We start from the raw sequence: 19,039 nt of genomic DNA on the forward strand, positions 1-19,039 counted from the left end.
TTACTTTAAAACAAAAAATATATTTTTAGTTAATTTTTTTATGAAAATTTGTAAATTTTGAGTATTTATGGTAAAATATCATTTGTGAGAAAATATATATTTTAGATAGAGGTGAGTTATGGGATTTTTTAGTGATATTTTTAATTCTTCTGCAAAAAGAGTTAAAAAGATAAACCCAATCGTAGATAAAATAATGTCCTACGAAGAAAAATATTCAAAATTAACAGATGATGAACTTAGAAATAATACAGAAATATTTAAAACTAGATTAGCAAATGGAGAAACTTTAGACGATATTTTACCTGAAGCTTTTGCAACAGTTAGAGAAGCAGCTTATAGAGTTTTAGGTATGAAACATTATAGAGTACAGTTAATTGGTGGGGTTGTTCTTCACGAAGGAAGAATTGCCGAAATGAAAACAGGTGAAGGAAAAACTTTAGTTGCAACTTTGCCTTCATATTTAAATGCTCTTACAGGTAAGGGTGTTCACATAGTAACAGTGAATGATTACCTTGCAAAGAGAGATAAAGAGTGGATGGGTAAAATTCACGAGTTTTTAGGGTTAAAAGTTGGTTGTATTTTACATGGACTTTCAAATGATGAAAGACGTGAAAACTATAATTGTGATATAACTTACGGAACTAACTCAGAATTTGGTTTCGATTACCTTAGAGATAATATGGTTGTTTATAAAGAAGAACTCGTTCAAAGAGGTCTTAATTACGCAATCGTCGACGAAGTTGACTCGATTTTAATCGACGAAGCTAGAACTCCACTTATCATTTCAGGTGAAGGAGACCAATCAACTGATTTATATGCACTTGCCGATAAATTTGTAAAGAGTTTAAAGGGAAGAATTGCAGATCCAAGTGAAGAAAATGAAGATTTTTACAACAGAGAACTTAGAGAGGAAACTGTTGATTTTGTAGTTAATGAAAAACATAAAACTGCTAACTTAACTGAAATTGGGACTGAAAAGGCAGAAGACTTTTTTGGACTTGTAAATCTTTCAGATCCGGTTAACATGGAAGTGGCGCATCATATAAATCAAGCGTTAAAAGCGAATAATACAATGCAAAGAGATGTTGACTATGTTGTAAGTGAAGACGGAGAAATTCTAATCGTAGATGAATTTACAGGACGTATTATGGAAGGCAGAAGATATAGTGAAGGACTTCACCAAGCTATTGAAGCTAAAGAAGGTGTTGAAATCAAGTCAGAATCTAGAACTCTTGCTACAATCACTTACCAAAATTACTTCAGAATGTATGAAAAACTAGCTGGTATGACAGGAACTGCAAAGACTGAAGAAGATGAATTTAATGAAATTTATCATATGGATGTTATTGAAATTCCAACAAATAAACCGGTTATAAGAATAGATCATCATGATAGAGTTTATTTAACTGAAGAAGCTAAATTTAAAGCAATTGTTGAAGAAATAGAAAGAATTCACTCTACAGGACAACCTGTACTCGTTGGTACAATTTCAATTGAAATTTCTGAATTACTAAGTGCAATGCTTAAGAAAAAAAGAATAGAACATGATGTATTGAATGCTAAATTCCATGCAAGAGAAGCTGAAATTGTTGCCCAAGCTGGGGTTTATGGTAAAGTTACAATTGCAACAAATATGGCAGGCCGTGGTACCGATATTCTTTTAGGTGGTAACCCTGACTTTATGGCTAAACATGAAATGAAGAAAAATGGAACACCACAATATGTTATAGATAATTTAGATGCTTTTTGGGAAACTGATGATGAAGAAATCTTAAAAGCTAGAGAAGAATTCAAAAAATTATATGAAAAATATAAAGCTCAAACTGATGAAAATGCTAAAAAAGTAATTGAAGCAGGCGGACTTTTCATAGTTGGTACTGAAAGACATGAGTCAAGACGTATCGACAATCAGTTAAGAGGACGTGCCGGTCGTCAAGGAGACCCTGGTGAATCAAGATTTTTCGTTTCACTTTCAGATAATTTGATGCGTTTATTCGGTGGAGAAGCTATACAAAAATTTGCTATGAATAGAAATTATGATCCGGATGAAGTGTTGGAATTCAAATCAGTTACAAGAGGAATTGAAAGATCTCAAGAAAGAGTTGAAGCAAACAACTTTGGTATCAGAAAAAATGTATTGAAATACGATGACGTTATGAATGTTCAAAGAAATGTAATTTATAAAGAAAGACGTGCAGTTCTTGACGGAGAAGATATGAAAGATACTATTCAAGAAATGTTGATTGAATTTATAGATTCAACTGTTGAACAATATTCTAACGGAAAAAATATTGAATTAAATGATTTGAAAATGGCAATTGAAAATGCATACTTGCCACATAATCTTTTAAATTTTGAAGAAATGAAAGGATTAAGTAAAGAGGCATTAAAAGGCTATATAATAGATGTTTCTCAAAAATTCTATGCTGAAAAAGAAGAACAAATCGGTGAAGAACAAATGAGAGAAATCGAAAGAGTAATTATGCTTATGGTTGTCGATAGAAAATGGATGGATCATATAGATGCTATGGATCAATTAAGACAAGGTATTGGCATAAGATCCTACGGACAACAAGACCCTGTAAGAGCATATGGAGCAGAAGGCTTTGAAATGTTTAACGAAATGAACGAATCAATCAAAGCAGATGTTCTAAAGGGATTATTCAACATTCAACCTGCTGGAGCTGAAATCGAAAGAGAAAGAGCTGCAGTAGAAGTTTCTACAAATGTCCAAGACGAACAAACAACAGTTGTCAAAGGAAAACAAGTTGGAAGAAATGACCCATGCCCTTGTGGAAGTGGTAAAAAATATAAAAAATGTTGTGGAAGAAATAAATAGATAAGTTAGAGCAAATATTTAATATTTGCTCTCAGAGCTCAGACAAAGCATAAATTTTGTCTGTGCTTTTTTTATGTATTTTTGTTTTTAATTAAAAATTATTTAAAAATTTGTTAAAATCTTAAATTTTTTATAAATTTCCTTAAAAATTAAAAAATTAGGTCTCTTTCTACCTAATCTACTCATCATATTTGCTAATTTCTTCATATTTAGACACGCAAAAGTTAGGAGAGCTTTTATTTGCATTTTTGCTTTCCCTTTCTCATTTGTATATCTAAATCCATGATATTCTTTTACCGTTCCGAATGTTCTTTCTATCGTCTCTTTTCTTCTCTTATATTCTTCTTTTCCTCTTTTTGTATATCTGTATTCTTCACATTCTTCTAAGTAATTCTTCCATATATGTCTTGTTATTACTTTTTGTTTGTTTTTGCTTTCTGTACACTTCTCTAAATTCTTACACTTACTACATTTATTCCTATCACTTCTATATTCTCTATATCCTTCTCTTGTCGTCGTACTATATTTTATTATCTCATTTTCTGGGCAGATTTAACAATCATAATATTCATCATATACATATTCTCTTGGATAAAATCCTTCTTTTCTCTTTCCTTTTGGGCTTGTGTATGGTAATACAGGTTGTATCTTATCATCTATCAACATCTTTGCTATTGCCGGTGTTTTATATCCTGCATCCATTACTATTTTTCTTACCTCGAATTTCTTTAAGTCCTTTTCGTAAAAATCCATAAATGTTTCACTATCATGTAAATTTCCTGCATAACTCCTACAGGCTAATACCCAGCCATTTTTATCACAACTTGTTTGTACACTATATGCAAAAACCTCTTTATGTTCTCCCTTATGGAATAATCCACTTTCTTTATCTGTTGTGCTTTCTATCTTCTTTACTACTTCTTTTCTATTGGTGGCACTTAATTCCTTTTTCCCTTTTATTTCTCTATCTTTTTTTATCTCTTCATTTAATTGACTATGATACTTCTTTGCTTTCTTTTCTATCTTTACTTCTATATTCTTATGTCTATTTGCATGGGCTTTTACATGGGTTGAATCTACAAATTGTATCTTTTCATCTACAAAGCCTTGTTCCTCTGCTTGTCTTAATATATTTACAAATATCTTTTCAAATATATCTGTATCCTTAAATCTTCTCTTGTAATTTTGTCCATATGTTGTATAATGTGGTATCTTATCATAAAAATCATATCCTAAAAACCATCTGTATGCTACATTTACCTCTATTTCTCTTATTGTTTGACGCATACTTTTTATTCCAAAAATGTATTTTAAAAATATTATTTTAAAAAGTACTATTGGATCTATACTTGGTCTGCCATTATCTAAATAATATTTATCTTCTATTAAATCATAAATAAAGGAAAAATCTATTGTTTCATCTATTTTCCTTAATAGATGACTCTCTGGAACTAAAGAATCTATACTTACCATTTGTACTTGATTTACTCTATTTTCATCATTCTTATGTAGCATTTTTTACATCTCCTTTTATATTATTATACTACTTTTTCTCTCTTTTCTCCACTAAAAAAGTGCCAATGTTTTATCATTGACCCCTTTGTCATCAGTCTGAGAGCAAATATTTAATATTTGCTCTTTTTTATTGAAATAAATAAAGGGTTTTATTATGATTAAATCTAGTGTATAGATACTTTTTATGGTATAATAAAAAAGTAATTATTTTATTGTTATAATTCGTAAGAAAAACACATTCCATATATGAAATAAATATAATTTTTGAGGAGTGAAAAAAATGACAAAACAAAACTATAGTCTTAATTATGGAGAAAAAATAGTATTTAAAACATCATGTGTAAAAAGAAAAGGTTTTAGTGCGTATAGGCAAGAACTAACCCTAACCAATAAAAGTATAATTTTAGAAAAATATGGAGTTTTTAATGGGTTTGTAGATTTAGAGAGGTATTATTATAAAGATATAAATCAAGCTATACAAGTTGAAACATCCAATGGATTAAAACAGTTAGAATTATATTATGACGATAAAATTGAAACATTTATTCTACTAAACAACGAGGAATGTGAATTTAAAGTTTTATTGAAAGTAATAAATGATCAAATGAATGATATGTACCCTCCTTACTGGTTTGTCCAGTAAAGAGGGTACATATCATAGTTCCAAGTCTTTGTTTATATACTTATTATAGTTATTTTTTAATAATTGTAATTTGTAATTTAGATTGTTAATCGAAGAATACTCCATATAAAGGGTGTTCTTTTTTTCTTGTAGTTTTTCAAGTTCTCTACATAAAACTTCTGTATTAGGCATCTTAGAGTAGTTATTTTTTAATAATGACAATGCCTTTTTATAATCAACAATTTCTTTAGAATAATCGTTTTTAAAGATAGGATTTTTCTTATCTTTGACATAAGCATCGTACACTTTTTTGTACTTATTTACAGTATGTGCAGCTTCAATTATTTTATCAAGTTTTAATAATTGTTTATCCATTTCTTTTATTTCATCTAGTAAATTTGGTCTTTTTACAAAATTATTTTTAATGTAATCTTCTAATTCTTTTTTACTATTTATGCCAAGTTTTCTAAGTTCTAAAATTGAATCAGCCATTGTAGTTAGATTGTGTTTTGTAGCCCAAAATTCATAACCTTTACTGTTTTTTATTTTATCATTATTTTTAATATCAATAATTTTCCCAATAGCTTTTTTAGTTGTTTTAACAGTTTTTTAGAAGATATTTTCTTCTTGTTTGTTATTCTTTCTTTAATTTTTTCTTCTGTATAATCCTCTCCAATTGTCTTAGAACGGGTAAATCTTTTTTTATCTTTGTGTTTAAAAGAGATGTGCTTACCTAGTTTTATTTCATATTCTTTTTCTTTCATTACCTTTAAAAAAGTATTCCAATCATTAACTTTATTGATTACATTATCTATGTCAAATTGATAATAAAAAAGCAGAACCTGAAAAGTTCTGCTTCATCAATTTTTCTTATAAGGTGCTATCACCTTACTGTGCTTGCTACTAAAAATAAAGTATGAAATAAGCTTTAAACTATAAATAAAAATAAAATTTACTAATATTATTATATCAAATTTTGATTCAAATATCTGTATAAAATATTAAGTATTTATTCTTGTAAAATTAAACAATTGTATATTAAATAAAAATATAATTATATTATTCATTTTTAAATTTACTTTTGTTTTATAATATGATATAATAAAAAAAGTTTATTATATAATATTATTTTTATTTTATAATAGTATAAATTAAATTTAGATTATTTATTTTATACATTACTTAATAAATATAGATCTGGAAGATAAATTGCATCTTACATTAAATTCTAAATATAATTGAGGTAATGATATTCGAAATACTTATAGGTATATTAAAACATTTAGTGATTTATTAGAAAGATTAATTTTTGAAATAAGATATTTTAAATGTGAATCTATTGCGTTTTATAAATATAGATAGAATGAAAAGTTCAGTTAAAAATAAGGTAATGAATTTTGTATGGAAACGTATACAAGCATTTCTTCTTGTATATCTTTTACTATTCGAATTTTATGTATACAAATAATTAAGGAGGTTTATATTTTGAGATTAGAAAAAAATGAGAAGTTGTTAATTTTTGGAAGATGGACATCAAAAATAGGTGATTCTATATTTGACTATGTTAATAGTATTATTATAGTTACTAAATTTTCTAAAAGTTCTTTAATATTGGCATTATATCAAAGTTCACAGACAATAGTTAATATTATGTTTAATTTAATTGGTGGAGCTATTGCTGATTCAGGAAATAAAAAGAAAATTATAATAATAGCAGATTTATTAAGTTCGATTGTATGTTTTACTATTAGTTTTTTTATAAATTCTAGTTTTGTTGCAACAATACTTATAATTGCAAATGCAATATTAGCATTAATTTTTTCTTTTTCATCACCTACATTTAAATCTATTGTTAGAGAAATGGTAAAAAAGGATAGAATTAGTTTATATAATTCCGTTTCAAATATAGGAAAAGAAATTATATATCTAATAGGACCTGTTATAGGGTTGTTTTTAATTGACACAGTAGGAGCTAGAGGGGCTTTATTAATAAATGCTTTAACATTTTTATTTTCGGCTATTTCAGAATGTTGTCTTGTAAAAATAAATACAGAAAAAAAACAAAAATCTAAAACAAAAAATATACTTAGAGATATAAAAGAAGGGATAAGATATTTAATTGAAAATAAAAATATATTTTACCTTTTAATACTTTCTGCTTTGGTGAATCTATTTCTTTCAGGTTATAATTTGTTGTTGCCTTATACTAATGTTATTTATGGAGATATATTTAGTGGTTTTTATGCGAAATCAATGGTTTTCCAAGCGATTGGTGCGTTAATTGGATCTTTTTTAAATACAAAAATCTCAACAAAATTTACAGGTAGTATAAAAGTGCTAATAATATTTTTAGGGTTAGTAGGATGCAGTATTGGAATCGTACCATTAATTACATTTACTAAAAACATTGTAATATGCCTTACTCCTTTTTTATTTTTTGGTTTAACATTAACAATTTATAATATTAACTTTATGTCATATGTGCAAATAAATGTAGATGAAGAATATTTAGGTCGTGTATTTAGTGTTATATTTACTATTTCGGTTTTATTTATGCCAATTGGTTCTATATTATTTTCACTGTTAAATATTACTTCTAGTATAGGAGGTTTTGGACTTATAGGATTAGGTGTTTTAGTACTTTCTTTAGTTGCTATGATATTTATAAAAGTTGAGAATAAATGTTGATAATAATTAATATATAATTGAAAAAAGTTTTTTAAAAAATAAGTTTATGTAATAATATAGTTTAGGGAGGTAAAATGGCGTATAATTTTAGTTTTATTATGTTAGTTATAAAAAAAAAGATATAGCATCAAAAAAAGATATATATTTAAAGTTGGAAAATGTATTTAATGAAAAAATACTCAGAGATAAGAATGGTAAGCCTTATTTAAAGTCAAATAATTATTTTTTTAATATTTCATATTGTGATAATATATGTGTAATTGCAATATCAAAAAAACACAAATTGGGAATTGATATTGTCAATAAAAATGATTTTGTAAATGAAAATATTTATAGTGAAGCTAATAAAAAAAATGAAGAATATATATCTAAAAATGAGTTGTTTGCAATCAAAGAATCAATTATTAAATACGAAGGAAAGACATTAAAAGAAATTAATAATATTGATATACAAAAATATAAAAATTTGATAAAAATTTATTTTAAACAATATATAGTAGTTATATGCTTTGGATAGACTACTGTATTAGTATTAAAAACTTAAAAGGAGAATTTAAAATGGGAAATATAAATATACTAGAAAAATTTGGAAATTTGGTTAAAGAAAAGCCAAATGATGTTATGATTTATGACGATAGGGAGTATAGTTATTGTGAAATTGATACATTATCAAGTGAGTTAGCTTCAAAAATAAAGTTTAAATATGATGAAAAGATAAGAATTGGAATTAGTTTAGATCATACATACAAAATTATTGTAACTATTCTTGCTGTTTTAAAATCTGGGAATAGTTATGTTCCCATTAATAAAAAAATTTTAAAGAATGGAATAAATGATATTATTAATACAAGTAATATAAAATTAATTATTGAAGATTCTGACAACAGCTATGAAAATATAGATGTAATTTATTATTCAAGTCTTGTTGGTGAGAGCTTATCTGAATTTAAACCAGTAAATAAAATAGATGATAGTTCTGAAGTCTATGTTCTTTACACATCGGGAAGTACTGGTATTCCTAAAGGTTGTTCTGTGAGTTATGGTAATTTATGCTATATAATTGAAAATATGCAAAACTTGTGTCCTGTAGATCATAACTCTGTTTATCTTTTTTGTACATCCTTTTCGTTTGATGTATCAGTAACAGAAATTTATTCATTTATATATGGAAGTAAAATAGTTGTTTATGATATTTCAAGTTATTCAAAATATAAAAATTTACCTAATTTAGCTAAACAATATAAAATTACTCATTTTGCTACATCGCCATCATATTTTTTAAGTATTTTGATGGCTTATGATGAAAATCAAAAGAATTTCTTGTTTAGTTATATGAAGTATGTTATGATTGCGGGTGAAGAATTTAAACTAAAAATATTTGATTTATGGAAAAATTCGAATTGGAAATTTAGATTATTTAATATGTATGGACCAACGGAAGCTACAGTGTATGCGCTTTATTATGAGTTAAGTAAAGATGGCATATATGGTAATTCAATACCAATAGGAGAAGCTTTACATGGGTGTAAATATTATGTTGAAAAATTAAAAGAAGAATCAATAGGGGAATTAATATTAATTGGTAAAGGTATATGTGGCGGTTATATCAATAATGAAATAGATAATAAAATTAAATTTAGTATGCATAATAATGAAAGATCATATAGAACAGGGGATTATGTATCTGTTAAAAATGGACTTGTTATGTTCCATGGAAGAAAAGATGAGCAACTACAACTAAATGGAATTAGAGTTGAAATAGGTGAGATAGAACATAAAATTAGAGATATAGAAAATGTTAATGATGTAGCAGTTGTGTATTATAATAATATGCTTATTTCTAATATTGTTTTAAAGGAGAAGTGTTCAAAAAAATCTTTTTATAGTTTATTAGATGCTAATTTACCCAAATATATGATACCTAATTATTTTGTTTTTGTTGATGAGTTGAGAAAAAATCAAAGTAATAAGGTAGATAGGAAGTATATAATTAATAAATATTTAATAGATACTAAGTCAGAAGAGAGTACTAATTCAATTGAATTAGATGATGATATTATAAGTTTTGATAAATTTATTAAGTTTTTCAAAAATCAATTAAATATCCAAAGCACACAATATAATATTGATATTTTTGAATTAGGAGCGAATTCACTTGATATTTTTAATATAGCTTCAGCAATAGAAAAAGAGTATAACATTAATGTTGATGTTGATATATTTTATGTTGAGAGAACTATTAATAATATATATAATAGTCTGAATAAAAATTTTAAAGTAGACGAATGCAAAATAAAATGTAATGAAAGTACCTTAGAAAAGTCAAATATAATTAGTTTAGTAGATAAATTTTCTGAATTAAACTCTCAAATTATTAATTATATGTATAATGAAGAATCTTTAATTGAAATATATGAAGGCATACACTTACAGTCTGGGTATATAAAAGAGAAATTTAATAGCTATGTAAGCTTTACCTTTAACATAGGAAACAGTTATACATTAGAAAAAGTTCAGACAGCTCTAAAAGATTTAATCAAGAAAAATTCTATTTTGAGATCTAAAATTTTGATTAAAGATGAAAGTATCTTTATTGAGGAATATGATTTATTAAGTGATATACCTTTTGTTGATGTTACAGATTATAGTTTTATGGATTTTGATGAAATAGAAGATTATATAGTAAAGTCATATTCTGATTTTATTTTTAAGTGCAGATACAATAGAGGATATTTAGCATTATTTGTAATTGTTAAAAATAAAGATAATATCAATGTTATATTTATAATTGATCATTGTATATCTGATGCATCAAATATTAAAATAATAAAAGATAAATTAGTAAGTTCATTAGAAGGCAGACTAGAATGGACACCAGAAAATTATAGAGAATTTTGTAGACAAGTTAAATTAAATAACTCTATTGAAAAACTTTTGAATTCTGATTATGTTAATGATATATCTAAATGTAGAGTTAAAGACTATAAAAATGTAGTTAATTCATTACAAGATAAAACATCTATTATGAAAATTAGTAATTTTACAAGTAATGATAGTGTATATATAAGTATAATTCAGGCATATATAGCAGGTAAAGAAACTTTAAATGAAATATGTAAAGAATCTATAGCTATAAGAACAATTTTAAATATTAGAGATTTTAATGATTATTCATTTAAAGATACTATTGGAGATATTCATGTTGGAATGTCATTTGTTTTGAATAAAGAAGATGACTATATTAGGTTTGAAAATAATTCAAAGAAAATAATAGAATTGTTTACAAATAATCATTTTAGACCTTCATATGTTACTTATTTTAATAAAGACAAGAGACTTGATGAAGTAAAAAAGATTTTCAAAGAAGCTGTATTTTTAGCTACAAATTATTTAGGTATAGTAATGCCTAATGAAGTAGATGAAATGATTGACAAAATAATAAAAGATCAACAAAAAATGTATGAGATTACAAAATATATTTTTATAACATCGTTTTCTTCAAATGATGTGTTGTATATTATTTGTAATAAGAATATTTTTAAAGAATCTCAACAGATTTCTTTAAACAGTGTTTTATGTTAGAGGGTGTTTATGATTATAGACATTAATTATGAAAAAATCAAATTAGAGGATATTGAAAACTTTATTTTTGAAGAAAGAAATAAAAGGTTAGAATTCCTAAAACAGTATAAAGATTTACGGGTTAGTTATATTAATAAATTTGATTTAGATAAGTCATTAATATTGAGAGAAAAGCAAGTAGAATTTTATAATTTAATAATTAATGAATGTATTTGTTTTTTAAAAGGTTATTTTGAAGTTGATTTTTTAGTATTTTTATATGGGAGTCTAGTAAAAAATACTTCCAGATTTAATAGCGATATAGATATTTCTGTGGTTGGAAAGAATGATGATCATAGATTGTTATTTGAATTCGAAGAGTTACTATCATATATTTTATTTTGTATTTTTGATTTACAAAGAAATAATGTACATTCGTATATGAATTATTCTTCAACATTGTATTTGAATAATATGCCGCCTTTTGATGATGATCTTGAAATTAGGTTAAATTTTGCTAAAAGTTTTGTTAGTTACGGAATATATAAAAATACTGCAACTGATATGTATTCTCAGTTTTATAAAACTAAAGATATAGATTGTTTTAATGAGTATTTAAAGATACACAATTCTAAAGAAGGAATTTTTGAATATACAAATTTTTTTAGATTAGTCTATTCTAATAATAAAGATTATGAGGAATACTATAATAAAGTGTTGTTAGAAAATAAAGCTTTTATTAATGCTACTCTTAGAAAAAATGATGTAAAGAATAAAATATTGGACGATCTTATAATTCTTTCCAGCAAGTTATTAAGACCTTTTGATGATGAAATACTATATAGTGATATAAAGAAATTAAATAAACTTGTTTTAAATATTTTTAATTGTTTGTCGATTGTCAAGTATAATAATTCTGAAAGATATTCGAGTGATGATACTTATCTACCCGTTACCAAAATGTTGTCACTCGACAAAGATCTTGATATATTGGAATCATTATATAAATTTATACATTTTACTGAAAGAATTGATATTTTATGTAGTTATAATTGTGAGAGGTACAGCATACATAATTTTAATTCTTTTAAATTTGGAGCTTTAATTAATTCTGAATATTCAACCATAGAATATTATAAAGAAACTATTGAAAGCATTTATATAAATACAGCCATTAAACTTATAAATTATTTAAAAAATGAAAAGAAGGTGCTATAAAGGTGAGTGAGAGAAAACATATTATTACAACAATGCCAATAAAACCCTATGAAAACAATAAATATGGGATTTTTATAACTCCACTGGTTAATGAAATTATAAGTGAATTTTTAAATATTAAAAGTATATTAGCTGTAAATTTATTACATTCATTTGATAATAATAAAAAAAATTATTTAAATCTTTTTTTGAATGATGCCAAATTATATGGTTGTAGTATTAATAATGTATTAATAGACATAGATAATAAATTATCAATAGAAAACTTATTGCAAAGCTTATATATTGATAAAAAAATTATTAGCGGTTTGAAAGAAGTTGTTAGATGTAGTTGTGGAGCTGTGTATGAGCTGTCATCAAATTATGATGAGATTATTAATTATAAGTTAATCTATGAAGAAAGTGGTTTAAAAAAATGTAAATTATGTAATACGGTTATTAATAAAAAAGTTGATGAAGTTTTATATATTAAATATTTAGATTTAAGTAATAAGTATAATTATAAATTATATCCAGAATACTTAAGGAAAGATATTGAAATAATAAATGAAAAATTTAAAGGAAGATACCAACTTGTTTCAAAAGATAGATATACTGGAGTATGCTTAAAAATTAATAAAAAAGTATATAATATAGATGTTGATTTTTGTTTAGATATGACATATTTTTCGTATTATAAAGAAGAAACTATAATAATTACTGCAACATATAAACAGCTTGTTCATTACTATAAAATATTACAAATTGCTGACTTGGTAAAAAATAAAAATATTTTTATATGTTCTTATCCATATTTAAACACAAACTACAATATAGAACAAATGGTTATAACTCTTAATAATAGCTTTAAAAAGAAGTTATTTTTATTATTTAATTTAAAATTTAATCAAAAAGATTGTGAGTTAAATAAGGGAATTTATAAGTATTTATTGAAAATTAATGATTTAAAAGCTGAGGATATGTATAATCACATTATTACTAAATTTGTAGTAAAAGAAAAAAATAATATAGACAATAGTATTTCAAACTTTTATAATTCAAGAATAGATTTACAGAAGGTAGTAAATGAATTAAATAACAAATTTTGAAGAAATGAAAGGTCTTAACAAAGAAGAGCTTAAAGAATATATTAGAGAAGTTTCTCAAAAATTCTATGCTGAAAAAGAAGAACAAATTGGCGAAGAACAAATGAGAGAAATCGAAAGAGTAATTATGCTTATGGTTGTCGATAGAAAATGGATGGATCATATAGATGCTATGGATCAATTAAGACAAGGTATCGGCATAAGATCTTATGGACAACAAGACCCTGTAAGAGCATACGGAGCGGAAGGCTTTGAAATGTTTAACGAAATGAACGAATCAATCAAAGTAGACGTTCTAAAGGGATTATTCAATATCCAACCTGCCGGAGCTGAAATCGAAAGAGAAAGAGCTGCAGTAGAAGTTTCTACAAATGTTCAAGATGAACAAACAACAGTTGTTAAAGGAAAACAAGTTGGAAGAAATGATCCATGCCCTTGTGGAAGTGGTAAAAAATATAAAAAATGTTGTGGAAGAAATAAATAGATAAGTTAGGGGAAAGAGTGAAGTTATTTCGCTCTTTTCTGCTAATAGAAAGGAAATATATGTCAAGAAGAAAGAAAAAATATATAGAGGGAATAATTGAAAAAGTCAATTTTCCAAATATGTCCGAATTTACTTTTGAAGATAAAAAAGTAAATTTTAAAAGTGGAATTGAAGGGCAAAAAGTTTCTGTAGTTATTGGAAGAAAAAGAGAAAAACATATGGAAGCTAAACTTTTAGAACTTTTAGAAAAAAGCCCACTTGAAACAAATCCAACTTGTCCAAACTATATGGAATGTGGTGGCTGTAGTTATCAAAGTGTTTCTTACGATTATGAGCTTAAACTAAAACAAAGACAAATTAAGGAACTTTTTGAAGATGTATATTCAGAAGAACCTGAAATATTTGAAAGCCCTTTAAAAACAGCATATAGAAACAAAATGGAATACACTTTTGCAGATATGTATAAAGACAGTCCAATAATGCTTGGAATGCATAAGAAGAATAGATTTTACGAAGTGGTTGATACGAAAGAATGTAATTTAGTACATAGAGATTTTGAAATAATAAGAAATGCAGTTATCGACTTTGTAAGAGAAAAAAATCTTCCGTTTGTTAAAAAGAGAACTCACGAAGGGCTGTTAAGACATTTAATCATTCGTTATGCACTGACAACCGGAGAAATAATGGTTAATATCGTAACTACAACACAAAGCGAATTTGATAAAAAGAGTTTTGTAGATATACTTTTAGGATTGAAACTTGAAGGGAAAATAAAATCAATTGTGCATACTGAAAACGACTCACTTGCAGATGCAGTTGTTCCTGAAAAAATAAATATAATTTTTGGACAAGAATACATAACAGAAAAAATATTTGACTTGGAATTTAAAGTAACACCATTTTCATTCTTCCAACCAAATGTATTTGGAGCAATAAATCTATACTCAAAAGCAATTGAACTTTGTGGAGACATAGAAAACAAAGTAGTCTTTGACCTATACTCAGGAACTGGAACAATAGGACAAATTGTAGCAAGAAAAGCAAAAGCTGTTTATGGAATTGAAATTGTAAAAGAAGCAGTTGAAAGTGCAAACAAATCTGCAAAAGAAAACGGACTAACAAATTGCACCTTCATAGCTGGAGATGTCTTAGAAGAAATTGAAAACAGAAAAGAAATGGTAGATGTAATAATCGTAGATCCACCAAGAGATGGAATAAATCAAAAAGCATTAGAAAAAATAATCTCTTGCGGTGCAAAAACAATGGTCTACATTTCTTGCAATCCAAAAACTCAAAAAAGAGACGTACAAGTTCTAATCGAAAACGGCTACGAACTAAAAATATTAAAAGTCTTTAACCAATTCCCAAGAACAGTTCATTGTGAGTCTGTGGCATTGTTGGAGATGGTCTAAAAGATTATATATTTGAATAAATTATGAGTATAGAATATATTTTTGATGATTTATATAGGGTTTTTATTGGTTAAGTAATTAGTATTTTATAAAATTTATGATTTTAAAGGAGGACTTTGATGAAACAATCAGCAATTGATTATTTAATAGAATTTTTGAGTAAAGAAAAAGAAAATTTATGGCTTAAAGAAGTAGTTATTTGTTATTTAAATTCTAGAGAGAGTTTTAGTGAAGAAAACATAAAAAATCTTACTAATAAACTATTAACCGGATTTAGCCATAATAGCAATTTGAATTATTCAAAATTATCGTCAAATAGTTTGAATACAATAAGAATTAACAAGTTACATCATGAATCTGGAATTAATGCTCTATCAAAAAATCAGGAGATTGTTTTTGGTAAAGATGTCACGATATTATATGGGTTAAATGGATCTGGAAAAAGTAGTTATTTTCGTATATTACAAGGAATGATTGGTAATATTTATGGTGCAGATATTATATCTAACATTTATAATGATAAACCATTATCAATTAATACTAAATTAGACTATAACATAGGAGAAAAAAACGAAAAAGTTTTTTGGAATAATACTGGGTTCATTAGTGAATTAAATACAGTTAAAGTTTTTAATTCAGAGTATTCTAATGGTTTTCTAGAGAAAAGATCGGCTGATGAACTAATTATAAATCCTTATAAATTGAATGTTTTTTCGGAGTTAAGTTCATATGTAGACAAAATAAAAAATAATGCAAATAGTGAATTGGACTATATAGAAAAAAATATAGTTAAACCAAATATAGAAAAATTTACAGAAAACCATAAAATTCTAGTCATGGAAAAGAGAGATAAGGAAGCTATTAATTTAATTTCTAAAAATTTTAATAAAGAAAAAGAAGATAAATTATTATTTCTTCAAAAAGAAGTTAAAAAATTAGTTGAAACAAATTATAATGATAAACTAACTATAGCTTATACAAATAAAAAACAAATTGAACAATTAAAAAAACGTGTAGATGAGAATCTAATTTCATGGGTTGAACAAGTAAAAAAATATGATGGCTTAATAGATGTGATTAATAATTTAGAAGAAAAATCTAAAGATAATAGAAAAAAGGTTGAAATACTAAACCAACTGCCTGGAGTAGATTCTGAAGAGTGGAAAAAATTTATACAAGAAGGTCTTTCTATTTCTTCTAATCATAATGAATTATATAATATATGTCCTTATTGTCATAGAGAATATGATAATAAATCTTTAGAAATAATTAAGGCATATTCTATTTTTATAACTGATAGAATCGAAGAAGATTTAGAAAAATACAAAAACGAAGTAAAAGTAATAATAAGTAGCGCAAAACATTTCAAATTTATTGAAAATGATTATATCTGTTATACTAACAAAGATTTGAATGAATTAATTATTAAATTAACAACTATAGTGAAAAATTATGTTGAAGATTTTATTAAAATGGATCGAGATTTTAAAAATATTAATATAATTAATTTTGATATAACACAAATAAATAGAAAATTTAGTGAGCATTTAAACGAACTAGATAACCAAATTAATCAGATTAGAAAAGATGATATTCAGAAAAAAGAAAAATTAAATAAAAATAATAAAGAAATATCTATTCTTATTTCGGAACAGTCAATTCACAATCAACTAGATATTATTAATAATTATTTTGGTGAGTATCTTGAAATACAAGAATTAAGAGAAAAAGTGAATGCTTTTTCATCAAATAAAATTACAAGGATTAGTAAAGATGCGCATAAAGAGTTATTAACAGATAAACTTGTTGTCGAATTCAACGAATATTTAGATAAATTTGGAATTTCTGATAGAAAAATTGAACTATCTGGAAAAAATATTAAAGGAAGACAGCAAATTGAGCTTGTGATGAGTTCAAAAAACCCTGTGAATAAAATTTTAAGTGAAGGAGAACAAAAGGCTGTTTCTATAGCATTATTTTTGGCAGAAATAAAAGTTTCACAAAATAAAAGTACAGTCATCTTCGATGATCCAGTTAATAGTCTGGATCATAGAATGATTGAGAGATTATCCGATATAATTTTAGATATTGAAAATCAAGTAATAATATTTACACATAATAGAATGTTTCTTGATTCTATTTATGGAAGTGATAAAGGTCACTTATGTAAAAATTTTAATAATAAAGGTTGCAATAATGAAAAAGGGAAACATATATTTGTTTATGAAATAAAATCAGAAGGGATTAACAATGCTGGAGTAATAACATCACGAATAAAAAATAATTCAGAAGGATACCTGAAAGAAGCTGAAGTTTTATTAAAACAATCTCCGTTTTCAGAAGAAGAAAAAGTTTCAGTTTTATTGCGAAATTCTATTGACCATATAATTGATGAAGTAATATTTAATAGACAAATACCTAGAAAATATAGTATGAAAGGTAATAGTTCACAGAGCATTAATTGGGATGAACTAAGTAAAATGTCTAAAGAACCTAATATAATAGATGATTTGAAGAGAATTTTTGGAAGAGTTTCTAGTGGATATTTACATTATGGACAGGTTAATTTGAATAATCCACCTAATAAAGAAGAATTACAAAATTTTTTGTATAGATTAAAAGAAATTTCTAAATTAAAAAATTAATAATCCAATAACATTAAAAATCTATAACAAAATTCTAAAAAACTATTTATTGTTAAATGGTGGTTTTGTTGGATGTAGAATTAATGATATCGGAAAGTTGAAATAAAATAAGGAGATAATTGGTATGAGAGATAAAAATAATAACAATATTTCTGGAAATGTATTTAATGGAACGACTAATATAATTGCAGGAAACAGTAATAATATAGGAATAAATGAGGAAGAAAAAACAGCTAAATATACAGCAGAACCTGTTTGGAGGAGTCCTATTACAATGGCACTACTTACATGGTTAGGAATTATTATTTCTTTAATAGAGGTTTTTCCAATATATAAAATTTTTAATTCAATTATCACTATATTGAAAGAAAAAAATACTCAAAATAATATAAGCTACATTAAATATAGTATGATTTTTATAATTTTAATATTCATATTGATAGTAATATTATGGTTGAGAAGTATTACTAAGAGAGAGACGAGGCATCCGTTATTTTTTAACTATGCAATAAATGGATTTGGAAGAAAAATTTCAATTGAAAAAATCCATATTAATAATTGTCCAAAATGTGGGGGAAAAATGAAATACTATAATAAGCCAGTAGAATGGAATGAGTACTGTTATAATGGTAAAATAAAACGTGAAATAACGAAAAGAGTACCAGTATTGGAGTGTAAAAGAAATTCAGAACATTGTTATGAAGTTGATCCTGCTGAAGATAAGTTAAAATAATTTTAATAAAAATAAATTTATTGTTATTTCAGTATAAAATTAGCATTGAAAAATAACAACTAGATATATATGAATTTATTATTGTAATTTTAATATTATAAGAAGATATGATAATAAAAAGTAGGAAAGTCAATAATTTTATTTGCATATAATGAAAAAAATATCTAGTATTTTATTGTTACCTACAATAAAATAATGAGATTGTATTTATCAATTTTAGGATTTAACTCAATTGAT

The 19,039-nt window shown here is 25.3% G+C and carries 12 protein-coding genes and 2 pseudogenes; 11 read left to right on the forward strand and 3 right to left on the reverse strand.

Annotation, left to right across the window (positions count from 1 at the left end; translation table 11 throughout):
• The first annotated feature begins 118 nt into the window (after nt 1-118).
• Nucleotides 119-2,839 (forward strand): preprotein translocase subunit SecA, encoded by a 2,721-nt coding sequence (secA, locus tag VJI94_RS06430; protein WP_324008743.1) that lies wholly within the window; start codon nt 119-121, stop codon nt 2,837-2,839.
• 189 nt (nt 2,840-3,028) lie between these two features.
• On the opposite strand, the pseudogene VJI94_RS06435 reads toward secA, so the two are convergent.
• Nucleotides 3,029-4,354, reverse strand: a pseudogene (locus tag VJI94_RS06435) (IS1182 family transposase); the annotation flags it as partial.
• Between the two features lie 280 nt (nt 4,355-4,634).
• Between VJI94_RS06435 and VJI94_RS06440 the strand changes: the two are divergent.
• On the forward strand, nt 4,635-4,997 hold the full coding sequence (locus tag VJI94_RS06440) for a hypothetical protein (protein WP_324008744.1): 363 nt from the start codon (nt 4,635-4,637) through the stop codon (nt 4,995-4,997).
• 12 nt (nt 4,998-5,009) lie between these two features.
• Here VJI94_RS06440 and VJI94_RS06445 read toward each other — a convergent pair whose 3' ends face one another.
• Together VJI94_RS06445 and VJI94_RS06450 are read right to left on the reverse strand one after the other, a co-directional pair.
• Nucleotides 5,010-5,468 carry a hypothetical protein gene (locus tag VJI94_RS06445; RefSeq protein WP_324008745.1) on the reverse strand — a complete coding sequence of 153 codons (459 nt, stop codon included), beginning with the start codon at nt 5,466-5,468 and terminating at the stop codon, nt 5,010-5,012.
• A gap of 50 nt (nt 5,469-5,518) precedes the next feature.
• Nucleotides 5,519-5,740, reverse strand: coding sequence for a hypothetical protein (locus tag VJI94_RS06450; protein ID WP_416383676.1), 222 nt, complete (start codon nt 5,738-5,740; stop codon nt 5,519-5,521).
• A 721-nt stretch (nt 5,741-6,461) separates the two neighbouring features.
• On the opposite strand from VJI94_RS06450, the gene VJI94_RS06455 reads away from it, so the two are divergent.
• The 9 genes and pseudogenes from VJI94_RS06455 (at nt 6,462) to VJI94_RS06495 (ending at nt 18,802) form a co-directional block, all read left to right on the forward strand.
• Nucleotides 6,462-7,664 carry an MFS transporter gene (locus tag VJI94_RS06455; protein ID WP_324008746.1) on the forward strand — a complete coding sequence of 401 codons (1,203 nt, stop codon included), beginning with the start codon at nt 6,462-6,464 and terminating at the stop codon, nt 7,662-7,664.
• Nucleotides 7,665-7,815: 151 nt separating this feature from the next.
• On the forward strand, nt 7,816-8,181 hold the full coding sequence (locus tag VJI94_RS06460; protein ID WP_324008747.1) for a hypothetical protein: 366 nt from the start codon (nt 7,816-7,818) through the stop codon (nt 8,179-8,181).
• 41 nt (nt 8,182-8,222) lie between these two features.
• Nucleotides 8,223-11,246 carry an AMP-binding protein gene (locus VJI94_RS06465; protein ID WP_324008748.1) on the forward strand — a complete coding sequence of 1,008 codons (3,024 nt, stop codon included), beginning with the start codon at nt 8,223-8,225 and terminating at the stop codon, nt 11,244-11,246.
• A gap of 9 nt (nt 11,247-11,255) precedes the next feature.
• Entirely contained in the window at nt 11,256-12,443 is a 1,188-nt protein-coding gene (locus VJI94_RS06470) for a nucleotidyltransferase domain-containing protein (protein WP_324008749.1), read from the forward strand.
• 2 nt (nt 12,444-12,445) lie between these two features.
• Nucleotides 12,446-13,531 carry a hypothetical protein gene (locus tag VJI94_RS06475; RefSeq protein ID WP_324008750.1) on the forward strand — a complete coding sequence of 362 codons (1,086 nt, stop codon included), beginning with the start codon at nt 12,446-12,448 and terminating at the stop codon, nt 13,529-13,531.
• Nucleotides 13,532-13,535: 4 nt separating this feature from the next.
• Nucleotides 13,536-14,012, forward strand: a pseudogene (locus VJI94_RS06480) (SEC-C metal-binding domain-containing protein); the annotation flags it as partial.
• Between the two features lie 59 nt (nt 14,013-14,071).
• A complete protein-coding gene (gene rlmD, locus VJI94_RS06485; RefSeq protein WP_324008751.1) occupies nt 14,072-15,424 on the forward strand; it encodes a 23S rRNA (uracil(1939)-C(5))-methyltransferase RlmD in 1,353 nt (450 codons plus the stop codon).
• Nucleotides 15,425-15,543: 119 nt separating this feature from the next.
• Nucleotides 15,544-18,069: an AAA family ATPase gene (locus VJI94_RS06490; RefSeq protein ID WP_324008752.1), complete on the forward strand. Its 2,526-nt coding sequence runs from the start codon at nt 15,544-15,546 to the stop codon at nt 18,067-18,069.
• A 124-nt stretch (nt 18,070-18,193) separates the two neighbouring features.
• Nucleotides 18,194-18,802, forward strand: a complete 609-nt coding sequence (locus VJI94_RS06495) for a hypothetical protein (RefSeq protein WP_324008753.1) — start codon at nt 18,194-18,196, stop codon at nt 18,800-18,802.
• Nucleotides 18,803-19,039: the final 237 nt, after the last annotated feature.

The sequence above is a fragment of the Parvimonas sp. D9 genome (assembly GCF_035282565.1).
Classification (GTDB): domain Bacteria; phylum Bacillota; class Clostridia; order Tissierellales; family Peptoniphilaceae; genus Parvimonas; species Parvimonas micra.

Bases quoted from the DNA above. Each gene is read 5' to 3' on its own strand.
- VJI94_RS06450 (WP_416383676.1), bottom strand. From the start codon at position 5,740: ATGAAAGAAAAAGAATATGAAATAAAACTAGGTAAGCACATCTCTTTT.
- secA (WP_324008743.1), top strand. From the start codon at position 119: ATGGGATTTTTTAGTGATATTTTTAATTCTTCTGCAAAAAGAGTTAAA.
- VJI94_RS06445 (WP_324008745.1), bottom strand. From the start codon at position 5,468: ATGGCTGATTCAATTTTAGAACTTAGAAAACTTGGCATAAATAGTAAA.
- VJI94_RS06490 (WP_324008752.1), top strand. From the start codon at position 15,544: ATGAAACAATCAGCAATTGATTATTTAATAGAATTTTTGAGTAAAGAA.
- VJI94_RS06470 (WP_324008749.1), top strand. From the start codon at position 11,256: ATGATTATAGACATTAATTATGAAAAAATCAAATTAGAGGATATTGAA.
- rlmD (WP_324008751.1), top strand. From the start codon at position 14,072: ATGTCAAGAAGAAAGAAAAAATATATAGAGGGAATAATTGAAAAAGTC.
- VJI94_RS06495 (WP_324008753.1), top strand. From the start codon at position 18,194: ATGAGAGATAAAAATAATAACAATATTTCTGGAAATGTATTTAATGGA.
- VJI94_RS06465 (WP_324008748.1), top strand. From the start codon at position 8,223: ATGGGAAATATAAATATACTAGAAAAATTTGGAAATTTGGTTAAAGAA.
- VJI94_RS06440 (WP_324008744.1), top strand. From the start codon at position 4,635: ATGACAAAACAAAACTATAGTCTTAATTATGGAGAAAAAATAGTATTT.